13 protein-coding genes are annotated in these 15134 nt (G+C 30.2%); 9 read left to right on the top strand and 4 right to left on the bottom strand.

Going from position 1 to position 15134, the window contains the following annotated elements; all coding sequences use genetic code 11:
- Both AC5SLY_RS05675 and AC5SLY_RS05670 read left to right on the top strand, forming a co-directional pair.
- Nucleotides 1-1320, top strand: coding sequence for a TldD/PmbA family protein (locus AC5SLY_RS05675; protein ID WP_494598705.1), 1320 nt, complete (start codon nucleotides 1-3; stop codon nucleotides 1318-1320).
- Nucleotides 1317-2288 (top strand): NAD(P)/FAD-dependent oxidoreductase, encoded by a 972-nt coding sequence (locus AC5SLY_RS05670; RefSeq protein ID WP_494598704.1) that lies wholly within the window; start codon nucleotides 1317-1319, stop codon nucleotides 2286-2288. The genes AC5SLY_RS05675 and AC5SLY_RS05670 overlap by 4 nt, the downstream gene beginning before the upstream one ends.
- 2 nt (nucleotides 2289-2290) lie before the next feature.
- On the opposite strand, the gene AC5SLY_RS05665 is transcribed toward AC5SLY_RS05670, so the two are convergent.
- Nucleotides 2291-2971 carry a DUF6134 family protein gene (locus AC5SLY_RS05665; RefSeq protein WP_494574902.1) on the bottom strand — a complete coding sequence of 227 codons (681 nt, stop codon included), beginning with the start codon at nucleotides 2969-2971 and terminating at the stop codon, nucleotides 2291-2293.
- Nucleotides 2972-3024: 53 nt separating this feature from the next.
- Between AC5SLY_RS05665 and yczE the strand changes: the two genes are divergently transcribed.
- Complete coding sequence (gene yczE / locus AC5SLY_RS05660) at nucleotides 3025-3672, top strand: membrane protein YczE (RefSeq protein WP_494598703.1); 648 nt, start codon at nucleotides 3025-3027, stop codon at nucleotides 3670-3672.
- On the opposite strand, the gene typA is transcribed toward yczE, so the two are convergent.
- On the bottom strand, nucleotides 3669-5495 hold the full coding sequence (typA, locus tag AC5SLY_RS05655) for a translational GTPase TypA (protein ID WP_006997745.1): 1827 nt from the start codon (nucleotides 5493-5495) through the stop codon (nucleotides 3669-3671). The genes yczE and typA overlap by 4 nt on opposite strands.
- A 195-nt stretch (nucleotides 5496-5690) precedes the next feature.
- Between typA and AC5SLY_RS05650 the strand changes: the two genes are divergently transcribed.
- A complete protein-coding gene (locus AC5SLY_RS05650; RefSeq protein ID WP_494598702.1) occupies nucleotides 5691-7430 on the top strand; it encodes a DEAD/DEAH box helicase in 1740 nt (579 codons plus the stop codon).
- A 191-nt stretch (nucleotides 7431-7621) separates the two neighbouring features.
- Here AC5SLY_RS05650 and groL read toward each other — a convergent pair whose 3' ends face one another.
- Both groL and groES read right to left on the bottom strand, forming a co-directional pair.
- Nucleotides 7622-9286: a chaperonin GroEL gene (gene groL, locus AC5SLY_RS05645; protein WP_271579926.1), complete on the bottom strand. Its 1665-nt coding sequence runs from the start codon at nucleotides 9284-9286 to the stop codon at nucleotides 7622-7624.
- A 23-nt stretch (nucleotides 9287-9309) separates the two neighbouring features.
- Nucleotides 9310-9600 carry a co-chaperone GroES gene (groES, locus tag AC5SLY_RS05640; protein ID WP_006997749.1) on the bottom strand — a complete coding sequence of 97 codons (291 nt, stop codon included), beginning with the start codon at nucleotides 9598-9600 and terminating at the stop codon, nucleotides 9310-9312.
- 123 nt (nucleotides 9601-9723) lie between these two features.
- Here groES and AC5SLY_RS05635 point away from each other — a divergent pair, with 123 nt between their 5' ends.
- Genes AC5SLY_RS05635 through AC5SLY_RS05615 form a run of 5 tightly spaced genes read left to right on the top strand, consistent with a single transcriptional unit; the run spans nucleotide 9724 to nucleotide 15134 of the window.
- The gene (locus AC5SLY_RS05635; RefSeq protein ID WP_011281509.1) at nucleotides 9724-10542 is read left to right on the top strand and encodes a TIGR01459 family HAD-type hydrolase; all 819 of its coding nucleotides are present in this window, start codon (nucleotides 9724-9726) and stop codon (nucleotides 10540-10542) included.
- A 3-nt stretch (nucleotides 10543-10545) separates the two neighbouring features.
- Nucleotides 10546-11463 carry a riboflavin biosynthesis protein RibF gene (ribF, locus tag AC5SLY_RS05630; RefSeq protein WP_020169742.1) on the top strand — a complete coding sequence of 306 codons (918 nt, stop codon included), beginning with the start codon at nucleotides 10546-10548 and terminating at the stop codon, nucleotides 11461-11463.
- 1 nt (nucleotide 11464) lies between these two features.
- Nucleotides 11465-14182, top strand: coding sequence for an isoleucine--tRNA ligase (gene ileS, locus AC5SLY_RS05625; RefSeq protein WP_494598701.1), 2718 nt, complete (start codon nucleotides 11465-11467; stop codon nucleotides 14180-14182).
- A gap of 12 nt (nucleotides 14183-14194) precedes the next feature.
- Nucleotides 14195-14695 carry a signal peptidase II gene (lspA, locus tag AC5SLY_RS05620; RefSeq protein WP_494598700.1) on the top strand — a complete coding sequence of 167 codons (501 nt, stop codon included), beginning with the start codon at nucleotides 14195-14197 and terminating at the stop codon, nucleotides 14693-14695.
- Entirely contained in the window at nucleotides 14682-15134 is a 453-nt protein-coding gene (locus AC5SLY_RS05615; RefSeq protein WP_494598699.1) for a DUF3035 domain-containing protein, read from the top strand. The genes lspA and AC5SLY_RS05615 overlap by 14 nt, the downstream gene beginning before the upstream one ends.

Genomic DNA, 15134 nt, shown 5'->3' with positions numbered 1-15134 from the left:
ATGGTTAAAGATCAAGATTATTTAAAAAAGACAGCTTCTTTTTGTATAGATTTAGCAAAAAAACTTGGAGCAACAGATTCGACTGCTGCTGTGATGCACTCCATCTCAGAAACAGTAAATTTTAGAAATAAAAAATTAGACGAATCTGATCGGTCAGATAGCCTAGGCGTTAGTCTTACAACTTATATCGGCAAAAAAAAATCCAGCATTTCTTCTTCAAATCTTACTGAAGAAAATATCAAGACATTGGTTGAAAGATGTATTGAGACAACAAAAATTACACCAGAGGATGAATATAATTCATTACCAGATAAAGATTTACTGGCTAATAAAATTAATGATCTAAATTTATATGATGATGACCATATAGAGAATGATGAAAAAATTGAATATTTAAAAGAAGTAGAAGAGGCTGCATTTCAAAAAAAAGAAATTATTAATACAGAAACTGGTTTCTCTGAGTCAAAATCGAATTTTATATTAGCAAGCAGTGATGGTTTTTTAAATGGTTATAAATCTTCTTCTTTTTCAGCATCATGTGTGGCTGTAGCAAAAGATTCTAATAATAAAATGGAAAGAGATTATGAATTTACCAGCACTTGTCATCTAAATGATATGTTAAGACCCAGTCAAATTGGTGAAATGGCAGCAAAAAAAACACTACAAAAATTAGATCCAAGAAAAATAGAAAGTGAAAAAATTAGTATTGTCTTTGATAGAAGAATTTCAAAAGGAATATTGAATACTTTTGCAAGCGCAATATCTGCTTCCTCAATTGCAAGAGGCACATCTTTTTTAAAAGACAAAATTAATGAGGAAATATTTACCTCTGCAATAAATATTTTTGATAAACCCAATATAGTTAAAGGATTAGGGTCAAGGTATTTTGATTCTGAAGGAGTGAAAACTGAAGAATTAAAGTTGGTAGATCAAGGTGTTTTAAAACATTATTTAGTAGATACCTATAATGGAAAAAAGTTAAACCTTAAGTCAAATGGTAGAAGTGGTGGAACAAGTAATTTATATTTTGAAAAAGGTTCCATTTCTTACAAGGACTTATTAAAATTAAATCAAAGAACTTTATATATTACAGAAACAATCGGTCATGGAAGTAATTTAGTTACAGGAGATTATTCTGTGGGTGCCACAGGGTTTATGGTTGAAAATGGAGTGTTTAAATATCCAGTAAGTGAAATAACTATTGCTGGAAATTTTAAAGATATCTTCAAAAACATTACTTTGGCTGATGATCTTGAGTTTAAATATTCTACCAATGCTCCTACGATGTTAATAGAAGGCATGGTAGTTGCGGGTAAATGAAGGATTTCTGTATTATTGGCTCAGGTATTTCTGGTGCAACAATTGCAAATTCTCTTAGTAAAAAATATTCATTAGATGTTTATGACAAAGCGAGAGGAGTTGGGGGAAGATCGTCTAATAAAAAGCTTAATAAGAATGAAAGCTTTGATCATGGTGTTCAGTATATTTCACCAAAAAGTATTCAATTTAAAAAATTTATAAAAAGTTTAATTTTAAAAAAAGTTGTTAAAAAATGGCCAGGAAAACATTTATTTTTAAATACTGATAAGAAAGAAGACAAAAAACATACTAAAATAATTGGAAAAAAAGGTAACAACGCAATCAGCAAATATCTATTAAAAGATATCAACTGCAATTTTAATAGTGAAGTAATTAAAATTTTTAATAAAAATAAAGTTTGGGAAATATATTTTTCCGATGGATCAAAAAAATTATATAAATCATTGATATTAACCTGTCCATTTCCTCAATTAAAAAAACTTTCAAAAAAATATATTAAACATTCATTTATTAATCAAAAAATAAAAATGGATGCAAATATAACAGTCATGATGGCAACAAAAAAAAGTAAACTTAATGTTAGTAGTTATTTTTTTAATGATAAAATTTTAGGTTGGGCTGGAAATGAAAATAGTAAAATGCGATTTAAAAGTAAAAATGATCTTTGGACTTTGCAGAGCACTTACTCATGGGCCAATAAAAAAATTGATAAAAATCGAGAAAATAAAAAATTGAACACAAAGATTATGATTGAGAAGTTTTTTAAGCTTACAGGTATTAAGAAAACCAAAGTTTTATTTTCATTAAATCATGGCTGGAAATATTCATCTAACTCAAAACCTTTGAGAATTAAAAGTTATTGGAATTCTTCCTTAAACCTAGGAGTTTGTGCTGATTGGTTTGTTGGACCTAGACTAGAGTCAGGATGGATAAGTGCTAAAGATCTTTTTAATAAAATAGATAAATAGTTTTATTCAAACTTTTTAACCTTATATTCCCAATTTCCTAATCTAGAATAAGTAACCTTTAAAATTAATGAATTTTTTTTATCAAACCATATATCAAAATTAAGTCTTTTATCTTTTGGTAAAGACATGTCTTTTGAGGTTAATTTAAAATGATCCACATCATAGGTTTTACCGTAGAGTTCGATTTTTTCTTTAGCAACAAAGGTTACGACTTGTTCTTTGATGCTACCTGATATTGGACTAATTTGACTATCAGTTTGTAAAATTTTATGGCTCCACCAGTTTCCAACTACGTTATTTATTGATGCTATACCACTATAGGAAGAACCCTGAATATCAAATTTATTTGTTTGTTTATTAAATTCTAAATTTACATATTTTTTTTTATCATTTTGAAGTGTTTTAGAATTAAAAGAAATTAATTGATCTTTAATATACTTTTCCTCTCCAAACCCTTCAATTTCAAAAATTGTTGCACCAAATAATTTCACTGCAAATTTAATTTGATTTGTAACGGTTGTCTTATCTCCATCCTTTTTAAAAAAATAATAATTATAACCAATAACTTCACCATCTTTTAAAATCTCCATTTCAATTTTATTAAATTTATTATAATGCGCCATATGAGCATTAGAGCTGAGTGAATATACTAAGAAAAATATTAATATAAAAAATTTTTTCATAAAGGAGTAACAATAATAGACTTTAGTTTTAAAAGAAGTAATTTATTGAAAATATGTTCTTGAAAATTAAAAATATTCCTAAAGTATATTGGAGTTCTGAAAAACCATTAAATCTTAAACCAAAAATTTCAACTTTCTTTTTTTTGTGTCTTGGATTAGTTTTATTTGGTCTAGGTGAGGGATTATTAATAGTTTCTTTTGCGGGGGCTTCCCCTTGGTCTATTCTTGCACAAGGTATTGCATTGAATGTTGATCTTTCAATTGGAATAATAACAGTATTAATTAGTATTGGAGTTTTGTTTTTTTGGTTACCACTTAAACAAAAACCTGGAATTGGAACAATTTTAAATGCAATAATTATTGGTTTAATGATCGATGTCTGCATAAAATTTATACCAACCCCTGAAAATTATTTAAATCAATTAATTTTAGCAACAATTGCTGTACTTACGGTTGGTCTTGGTGGAGGGATTTATCTTGTTGCAAACTTAGGTGCAGGACCAAGAGATGGACTAATGGTTGGTTTACAAAAAAAAACTAACTTACCCATTGCAACTGTAAGAGCTTTTCTTGAAATAACAGTGATGTCTATTGGGTGGTATTTAGGTGGAACAGTTGGAATTGGAACTTTATTATTTGCTTTTGGAATAGGACCTTCGGTTGCTTTAGGATTATATCTTGTTGGAAAAACTTTTAATTAAAGAGGTGTTCCAGATTTCTCATTCTTTTTTCTGTCATTAGGATTTAGAATGGCTTTTCTTAATCTAAGAGATTTTGGAGTAATCTCCAAGGCTTCATCAGTATTTAGCATACTTAATTGTTCAGCAATTGACATTTGTCTTACTGGTGTAAGCACAACATTTTCATCAGTTCCTTGAGTTCTCATATTCGTTAACTGCTTACCTTTCATGACATTAATAATCATATCACCTGGTTTTGGGGCTAATCCGACAATCATTCCCTCATAAACGGGATCATTATGAGTTACAAACATTTCACCTCTTGCCTGCAAGTTAAATATTGCAAATGCAACAGCTTTTCCGTTTGCCATTGAAATTAAAGCACCATTTTTTCTGCCATCCATTTCACCTTCAAATTTTCCATAACCATGGAAGATTCTATTAATTACGCCAGTCCCTTTTGTTAAAGTTAAAAATCTACTTGTGTAACCCATCAAGCCTCTTGTTGGTGCATGAAAGATTAATCTTTTTTTATCTTTTCCTGTATCTTTAAGATCAAGTAATTTACCTTTTCTTCTATTCATTGAGTCAATAATCTTTGATGAAAACTCTTCATCTACATCAACAGTAATCTCTTCAATTGGTTCTAGTCTGTTACCATTATCATCTTTTTGGTATAAAACTTTTGGAGGACTTACAGTCATTTCAAAACCTTCACGTCTCATTTGTGTTAGTAGAATTTCAAGCATTAGCTCGCCACGACCACTAATTACAAAAGCGTCTACGTTTGCATTTTGAGAAAAAGAAATTCCAACATTATTTTGTGCTTCAGTAACCAGTCTATCTCTGATTTGAGTACTTGTTAATTTTTTACCTTCTGTCCCAGCCAAAGGTGAACTATTCACACTTATAGTAATAGACATTGTTGGAGGATCTATTGGAGTTGCTGGAAGTGGATCGTTAACTTCAAGATCGCAAATTGTATCTGCTACATTAGCTTTTTCTAAACCTGCAATTACAACAATATCTCCTGCTTCACCAACTTCAATGGGTACTTTTTTTGTTCCTTCGTATCTAAAAATTTTAGTTAATCTACCTTCATCAACTTTTTCACCTTTAAGATTTATTGCTTTAATAGGCTGGTTAGCTTTTGCCGTTCCTTGAGATATTTTTCCAACTAAACTTCTACCCAAGAAACTATCTGCGTATAATAAAGTAGATAGCATTGCGAAAGGTTTAGTTTTATCAAGGTCTGCTGGCTTAACATGCTCTATGATTAAATCTAATAATGGGTGTAGATTTTCTCTTGGTCCATCTACTTCTTTATCTGCCCATCCAGATCTGCCACTTGCATACATAACTGGAAAATCTAACTGTTCTTCGTTTGCATCTAAACTTACAAATAAGTCAAATGTTTCATCTAAAACTTCATTAGCTCTTTGATCAGCTTTATCCAGTTTGTTAATTACAACAATGGGCTTTAAACCTTGCTTAAGAGCTTTTGCTAACACGAATTTTGTTTGTGGCATTACACCTTCAGCAGAGTCAATTAATAATAAAGCACCATCAGCCATACTTAAAACACGCTCTACTTCAGCTGCAAAATCTCTGTGACCTGGTGTATCGATAATATTAACTCTAGTACCTTGCCAATCAATAGAAGCAGGTTTAGCTAGAATAGTAATTCCTCTTTCTTTTTCCAACTCCCCAGAGTCCATCAATCTTTCATCTACAACTTCATTTTCTCTAAATGAACCACTTTGTTTCATTAGATTATCAATCATAGTTGTTTTACCATGGTCAACGTGAGCGATAATTGTGATGTTTCGAATATTGTTACTCATAATTTGACGCTCTTATACATTAATTGAGTCATTTGAAAACTTAAAAAAAATCAATATTTACTCACTTAAATTAATTATTCTAAAAATTCACTTCTTGTGATTGTTATAAAAACATATAGATATCCCTATATAAATTAGACGTATTAAAGGATTAAGAGCATATCTCCTTAAATTTTAAAAAATCTAAATACCTAAATGGAAAACTTTAAATTACTAAAAATAGAAGATTCGTTAAAGAATTCATTGGAAAAAATGAAGTTTACGAAACCGACTCCAATTCAGGCGATGGCAATTCCTGTTGCCTTAGAGGGAAAAGATATTTTAGGAACAGCTCAAACAGGAACTGGAAAAACACTGGCATTCAGCATTCCTCTAATAAATAAATTAATATTAGATAAAAATGCATTTGCATTAGTTATGTGTCCAACTAGAGAGCTTGCAACTCAAGTAATGGCTGCAATTAAAAGCATTATTAGTGATAAAATTAACATTAAAACTGCTTTACTTATTGGTGGAGAGGCAATGCAAAAACAACTTAGACAACTAGGTAATAGATCAAGAATAATAGTTGGAACTCCTGGAAGAATTAATGACCACTTAAAAAGAAAAAGTTTAAATCTATCAGCTACCAAATATCTAGTACTAGATGAAACTGACAGAATGTTAGATATGGGTTTTACCCCTCAAATAGAATTAATTTTAAAATTTGTTCCAAAAGATCATCAAACTTTATTATTTTCTGCAACACTACCTCAGAATATTGTTAGAATTTCTGAGAGATATCTAAATAATCCTCAAAGAATTTCAACAGGGTCAACATCAGTACCTATTGCAAAGATTAAACAAGAAACTCTTCAAGTTTTTAAAGAGAATAAATACGATCAACTAGTAGACCAATTTATAGCAAGAAAAGGATCAATATTAGTTTTTGTTAAAACTAAAAGAGGTGCTGATAAAATGGTTAAGCGTCTTAAAGAAGAGGGTCATTCAGCGGATGCTATTCATGGAGATCTTCGTCAAAGTAAAAGAGATCGTGTAATTACCTCATTTAGAAAAGGCCTTAAGAGAATATTAATTGCAACAGATGTTGCTGCAAGAGGTTTAGATATTCCTTTAATTCAACATGTAATTAATTTTGATCTTCCACAAGTACCAGAAGATTATGTTCATAGAATTGGAAGAACTGCTAGAGCAGGAACAGAAGGTTCTGCTTTAACTTTTCTTACCCCAGATGATAGATCGATGTGGAATGAAATTAGTAAATTAATTGATCCAAATTTTAAACCTGCTCCTCGTGGCGGAAGAGGAGACTCAAGAGGAGGAAAAAGAGGAAAAGCTCCTTACAATAAAAAAAGAAAATTCAGAGATGAAAAAAAATCATTCGGTAAAGGAAGACCTGATCGATCATCAAGAGATGGAGAGAAAAAAAGTTTCGGTTACAAAGGAAAATCTAGTTTTGGAGATAAATCAAAACCCTCTAGTTACGGAAGATCTAGTTCATCAAGAGACGGAGAGAAAAAAAGTTTCGGTTACAAAGGAAAATCTAGTTTTGGAGATAAATCAAAACCCTCTAGTTACGGAAGATCTAGTTCATCAAGAGACGGAGAGAAAAAAAGTTTCGGTTACAAAGGAAAATCTAGTTTTGGAGATAAATCAAAACCCTCTAGTTACGGAAGATCTAGTTCATCAAGAGACGGAGAGAAAAAAAGTTTCGGTTACAAAGGAAAATCTAGTTTTACAAAAAAAGATAACTCGAAACCAACAGGATTTACAAATAATCCAAAATACTTTGGAAAAAAAACATCTGAAAGTTCATCTACTAGTGGAGAGAAAAAAAGCTCTAGTTTTGATGGAAAGAAGAAGTTTAAAAGTAGAAGTGATAGACCTAAAAGCTTTACCTTCAAAAAACATAGTCAAAAAAGAGCTAAAGTCTAAGATTTTTTAGATTTCTCTTTTTTATTTTTTCTTTTTTCTTTCAGGCTTAATTTTGGTTTTTTAGCAGTACTTGAATCTTTAAATGATTTTCCACTGTATCTTTTTGACATATCTTAATCTTATAACAGCTTAATAAAAAAAAAGGCCATCTAAAAAGATGGCCTTTGAATTTCTTTTTGAAAAGAGTGGGATTACATGCCCATTCCACCCATACCACCCATGCCGCCCATTCCACCAGGCATTCCACCAGGCATTCCACCGGCACCAGAATCTTTGTCGTCTGGTTTGTCAGCAATCATGGCTTCAGTAGTTACAAGTAATCCAGCAATCGAAGCTGCATCTTGTAAAGCTGTTCTTACAACTTTAACAGGATCGATGATACCTTTTGCAAACATATCAACGTATTCTTCGTTCTGAGCATCGTAACCCATATTCTTTTTATTTTGTTCAAGTAGTTTTCCAACTACAACTGAACCATCAACTCCAGCATTTAAAGTTATTTGTCTAATAGGAGCCTGTAAAGCTTTAGCAACTAATGCAACACCAGCTTTTTGATCGTCTCCTTTAACTTTAAGTGTGTCAAGACTTTGTGAAGCGTATAAAAGAGCACAACCACCACCAACTACTATTCCTTCTTCAGCAGCAGCTCTAGTTGCATTAAGAGCATCTTCAACTCTATCTTTTCTTTCTTTAACTTCTACTTCAGTTGCACCACCAACTTTGATTACAGCAACTCCACCAGCAAGTTTTGCTAGTCTTTCTTGAAGTTTTTCTCTGTCATAATCAGAAGTTGTTTCACCTACTTGTTGTTTGATTTGAGCACATCTAGCTTCAATTTCAGATTTTTTACCATTGCCGCTAATGATTGTGCTGTTATCTTTATCAACTTTAACTCTCTTACAAGATCCAAGATCAGTAAGTTTAACGTTTTCAAGTTTAACACCAATATCTTCAGAGATAACCTGACCGCCTGTTAAAATTGCAATATCATCAAGCATTGATTTTCTTCTATCACCAAAACCTGGAGCTTTAACTGCAACAACTTTTAAACCACCTCTAAGTTTATTTACAACAAGAGTTGCAAGAGCTTCGCCCTCAACATCTTCAGAAATAATCATTAGTGGTCTACCAGCTTGTACAACAGCTTCTAAAAGTGGAACCATTGGTTGTAAGTTAGTTAATTTCTTTTCATGCAATAAGATGAAAGGGTTTTCTAACTCTGTAGTCATTTTATCAGCGTTAGTAATAAAGTATGGTGATAAATAACCTCTATCAAACTGCATACCTTCAACAACGTCTAACTCAGTTTCTACTCCCTTAGCTTCTTCAACAGTGATAACACCTTCATTGCCAACTTTTTGCATAGCTTTTGCAATCATGTTACCAATTTCTTTATCACCATTAGCTGAAATAGTTCCAACTTGAGCAATCTCATCAGTATCTTTAACTTTTTTTGCTGAAGCAATTAAGCTCGCTTTAACATGTTCTACTGCTGCATCTATTCCTCTTTTGACATCCATAGGGTTCATGCCAGCTGTTACATATTTTACACCTTCTTTAACAATTGCTTGTGCTAAAATAGTTGCTGTAGTTGTTCCATCACCAGCTTCCTCATTTGTTTTGCTAGCAACTTCCTTAACCATTTGAGCACCCATGTTTTCAAATTTATCTTCAAGATCAATTTCTTTTGCAACAGAAACACCATCTTTAGTAATTCTTGGTGCACCATAAGATTTGTCGATAACAACATTTCTACCTTTTGGTCCAAGAGTAACTTTTACTGTGTTAGCAAGGATATCAACACCTCTTATCATTGCTGCTCTTGCTTCAGAGTCGAATTTTACAACTTTTGCCATTTTATTTTCTCCTTTAAATTAAATTATTTGCCAGAAATACCCATAATGTCAGACTCTTTCATTATGCTGTATTCTTTGCCATCTATTTTGATTTCAGTTCCTGACCATTTGCCAAAAAGAACTTTGTCTCCAACTTTCACATCCATTGGAATTAGTTTTCCATCTTCAGTTTTTGCACCACCACCAACAGCAATAACTTTACCTTCTTGAGGCTTTTCTTGAGCTGTATCGGGGATAATTATTCCTCCAGCAGTTTTTTCACTACTGTCTAAAACTTCTATTAAAACTCTATCGTGTAACGGTTTAAATTTCATAAATTCTCCTTTTATTATGCGACTCATATAGCTATTAGGTTTACTATTTCAAGAGATGTTAAAAAAAATATGTAAGGCAAAAAACCAGAGAAATTGTGTTTTTTATAAGTTATACCTCCCATAATGACTAAGAATTTAGATAAGGATGGATTAAGGTCGATTGTAGAGAATTATGATATTTTTTATATCGATTTATGGGGTGTTGTTCATAATGGGATAACTCTTCATAAAAATGCAATCGAAGCCTTAGAAGAAATTACCAAAGCAAACAAAGACTATGTTCTTTTAACTAATGCGCCAAGACCTAATAAAATAGTAAACAATTTTTTAGAAAAAATGGGGATGAATAAAGAAATTAGAGAAAAAGTTTATTCCTCAGGAGAAGCGGCACTGAATTATTTAAAAAAAAATTCTCTAGAAGAAAAGTTTTACCATGTGGGACCACCAAGAGATTTTGATTTATTTTTAGATTTTAAAAAAAATAAGACTAATAACATTAAAGAAAGCTCATACTTACTCTGTACAGGATTATTTGAAGAGCAAGGTGAGGATTTAAAATATTATAAAGAGTTATTCAATGATCATATGGATAAGAAAATGATATGCACTAATCCAGATTTAATTGTTGATAGAGGTGAAAAAAGAGAATTATGTGCAGGGTCTGTAGCTCTTGTTTTTGAAAAAATGGGTGGAGAGGTTATTTATTTTGGAAAACCTTTTCCTGAAGTTTATAATCAAGCAATTAATAATGAAGGAAAAAGAGTTTTATCTATTGGTGATAATTTAAATACAGATATTAAGGGAGCTAATCTTTTAAATTTTAATTCATTAATTATATCAAATGGTGTTCATAAAGATGAAATTAAAAAAGAAGGAATCGATGTAATTTCAAAAAAATATGAAGTTGTTGTAAACTTTATTCAAACAGAATTAAAATGGTAAAATATGAAGCTGTATAAAGATTTTAATATTTCAAACAATCATAAAAAATCAATTATCTTGATTGGAAATTTTGATGGCGTTCATTTAGGTCATCAAAAATTATTTAAATTAGCAAATACTTATAAAAAAAAATTTAACCTAAAAATTGGTGTTTTAACATTTGAGCCAATGCCTAAAATGTTTTTTAATAAAAATTTTAAAAACTTTAGAATTTCAAATATAAATCAAAAAAAAATAATTTTAGATCATTTAGGGGTCGATTTTATAATTACTAAAAAATTTGATAAAAAATTTTCTGCAATTAAGTCTGATTTTTTTATTAAAGAAATTTTATCAAAAAAATTAGAAGCTCAATACATATTTGTTAGTAATAACTTTAGATTTGGCAACAAAAGAGAGGGAGATGTTAGGCAGTTAATAAAAAATGAAAGAAGATACCATTACAAAATAGTAAAACCACAACCATTAATTTTAAATAAAAAAGTTATCTCCTCAACATATATCCGCTCTCTTCTAGAAAAAGGGCAGTTAAAGAAAACTAATAAGTTATTAAGTCGAAATTGGTCAATTGAAGGAATTGTTCAAAAGGGAAGACAGCAAGGAAAAAAAATTGGTTTTCCAACGTGCAATATTGATATTAAAGATTATGTGATAGCAATGCCCGGAGTGTATGCCGTTAAAGTAAAACAAAAAAACTCCAATAAATCACTAAAAGCGATTGCTAATCTTGGTTATAGACCAACTTTTAATCAAAAAAAAATTTTATTAGAAGTTCATATTTTTAATTTTTCTGGAAATCTTTATAATAAGTATTTATCAGTAGAGTTCACAAAATTTATAAGAAAAGAGAAAAAATTCAAAAACGTTGATCAATTAAAAAAACAAATTCAAAGTGACTTAAAAGTCGCTAAAAAAAGTTAACATGAGCAAAGAAAATATAAATTTACCTAAAACAGCTTTCTCCATGAAAGCAAATTTACAGAACAAAGAACCTGAAATTTTAGAATATTGGAAAAAAATTGACCTTTATAAGGAGTTGAGAAAATCTAATAAGGGAAAAGAGAAGTTCATACTTCACGATGGCCCACCATATGCGAATGGTAATATTCACATGGGCACTGCTTTAAATAAGATTTTGAAAGATATCATTGTTAAATTTCATCAAATGGATGGTAAAGATTCTGTATATGTTCCAGGATGGGATTGTCATGGTTTACCGATTGAGTGGAAAATCGAAGAGCAATATAAAAAAAACAAAAAAAATAAAAATGAAGTTCCAATAACAGAATTTAGAAAAGAGTGTAGAGAGTTTGCTGAAAAATGGATTGAAGTTCACAAAACACAATTTAAACGATTAGGTGTTGTTGGAGATTGGGAAAATCATTACGCAACAATGAGCTTTGAAGCAGAAGCTCAAATCGTAAGAGAATTAGGAAAATTTTTAAAAGAAGGAAGTCTTTATAGGGGTTTTAAACCTGTACTTTGGTCAACTGTAGAAAAAACAGCTTTAGCAGATGCTGAAGTTGAGTATCAAGATCATAAATCAGATACAATTTATACAGCCTTCCCAGTTAAGAAAACAAATATAGAAGAATTAGAAAATACAGATGTTATTATATGGACTACCACTCCATGGACTATACCTGCAAACAAAGCTCTAGCTTATAATGAAGCCTTAGATTATTTAATAATTGAATTAGGTGATGAAGGAGATTTTAAGAATAAAAAAATAGTTGTTGCGGAAGCTCTACTAGAATCTGTAATCAAAGATTGTGAAATCAAAAGTTATAAAGAAATAAAAAAATTTAAGGGTAAGGATTTTAAAGATACAATTTGTAGTCACCCTTTCTTAGAGCTAGGTTATGATTATGATATACCAATGCTTGAAGCAAGATTTGTTACAACAGAACAGGGAACAGGTATTGTTCATTGTGCACCCAGTCATGGTCCTGATGATTTTAATCTTTGTTTAAAGTATGGGATAAAAGCCATAGAGACAGTAGATGGTGATGGTAAATACACTAAAAACCTTCCTTTATTTGAGGGAACTCATATTTTTAAAGCTAATCCAATTGTTATTGAAAAATTAAAAGAACAAAAAAAGTTATTATCTAATGGGGAATTAATTCATTCATATCCACATTCATGGAGATCAAAAGCACCTCTTGTTCATAGAGCAACTCCACAATGGTTTATTTCTATGGAAAGTCATGGCTTGAGAAAAAAAGCGTTAAAGGCTCTTGATGACACTAAATTTTATCCAGACAAAGGCAGAGAAAGAATAAAAGCAATGATTGAAACAAGGCCAGATTGGTGTGTTTCAAGACAAAGAGTTTGGGGAGTTCCACTTCCAATATTTGTTCATAAAACTACTAAAGAAATTTTAGTAGATGATAATGTAAATGAGAATATTGCGAGCATTTATGAAAAAGAAGGTTCTGATTGTTGGTTTTCTGATAGTTCTCAAAGATTTTTAGGGGATAAATATAAAGCAGAAGATTACGAAAAAATAAGTGATATTGTTGAAGTTTGGTTTGATAGCGGTTGCACTCATGCATTTGTTTTAGAAAAAAGAGAAGATCTTCAATGGCCAGCATCAATGTATTTAGAGGGTTCAGATCAGCATAGAGGATGGTTCCATTCGTCACTGTTAGAATCTTGTGGAACAAGAGGGAGAGCGCCTTATGAATCGATATTATCACATGGATTTGTTGTGGATGGCAAAGGTTTAAAAATGTCAAAATCTGTAGGAAACGTAATTGCACCTGAGGATATTTTAAAAAAATATGGTGCAGATATTTTAAGAATATGGGTTGCATCATCTAATTATGCTGAGGATTTAAGAATTGATTATTCTATTTTAGAACAACACGCTGATTCATATAGAAAAATTAGAAATACATTTAGATATTTGCTAGGTAACTTAAATGATGATTTCCAAAAAATTGATATGGAAAGTCTAGACATTAAACAATTGCCAGAGCTAGAGAGATATATGCTTCATAGAGTGTATGAGCTAAATAATAATTTTAAAAATTATTTTAAATCTTATGATTTTCACAATCTTTATAAAGAGCTTTTAAATTTTTGCACAGTAGACCTATCTTCATTTTATTTTGATATTAGGAAAGACGCTTTATATTGTGACTCAAAAAATTCTGATAGAAGAAAGAGTAGTATAGTAGTTTTAAATATTATTTTAGAATCTTTGGTTAAATGGTTTGCACCAATACTTTCATTTACAACCGAAGAAATTTTTACCCTGATAAACAAAGAGCAAAAAAGTATTCATCTTGAACAATTCATGAAATATCCAGAGTCTTTTCAAGATGAAGAATTACATAAGAAATGGATAGAGTTAAAAAAAATTAGAGATATCTGCAATATAAGTATTGAAGCAAAAAGAGCTAGCAAAGAAATAGGATCAAGCTTAGAAGCTAGTCTAATTATTAATCTAAATAAAACATTATTCGAAATTTCAAAAAATGTGGATTTTTCAGAAATATGCATCACATCTTCTGCTTTAGTTCATCAATCAAACACTGATGAACTAATTATTGAAACGATTAAAGCCGAAGGAAATAAATGCCCAGTTTGTTGGAAAATCAATAAAGTTAAATGTGAGAGACATTCAGATTAACTAAAAAGGTTGATGAACAAAATTAACTTAAAAAACTTTTATTTAAATTTAGTAATTATATTAGTAGTTTTTATATTTGATCGTACAACAAAGCTATATATCTTAAAACTTGCAGAAGTAGAAACTTCAGTTGATATTTATATCACGCCTTTTTTGAACTTATTTTTAATCTGGAACAAAGGAATAGCTTTTGGTTTATTTTCAATAGATGGAAGTGTTATTTATAATTTTATTACAATCTTAATTGGTCTTATTATTATTGGTATTATTTTTATGATGTTAAAAAATAATAATATTCAGCGTTACTTTTTTGCATTAATTGCGGGTGGCGCTTTTGGGAATTTTTATGACAGGATAGTTTATACCGCTGTTCCAGATTTTATTGATTTACATTTTTATGGCTTTCATTGGTTTGTTTTTAATGTAGCTGACATATTTATTACCATTGGAGTTTTTTGCCTTATTTTAGTAGAACTTTTCTTTAATAATAAAAATATAAATGAAAAAAACTAATCCATTAATAGCTTCTTTTTTAATACTTATTTTCTTAAATTCTTGCGGAACAGTTGCCGAAGGATTGGGAGGAAGTAAAAAAAAAGGAAGTGACGAATTTTTGGTTGAAAAAAAGTCCCCATTAGTATTACCACCTAGCTTTGAAGAGTTGCCAGAACCTGGAAAGGAACCTGAAGAAAACATAATATCAGATAAAAAAGATACATCAGATATTGAAGATATAATAAATCAAAGCTCTTCTATAAGCACAAGTGAAAAAAGTGATGATGCAAAAAATTCTATTGAGCAATCTATTATTAAAAAGATTAATAAAAAAAAAGTTAATTTAATAGAAACTACAGAAATAAATTTAGATGAAGTTATAGAAGATAATGAAGAACCAAAAAAAAAAGGTTTTTTTAAAAGACTAAAAGATAAATTCAATAATCTAGAGCATTAA

This window comes from Candidatus Pelagibacter sp. PS_23, assembly GCF_059417905.1.
This window is presented reverse-complemented; position numbering and strand designations above follow the sequence as displayed.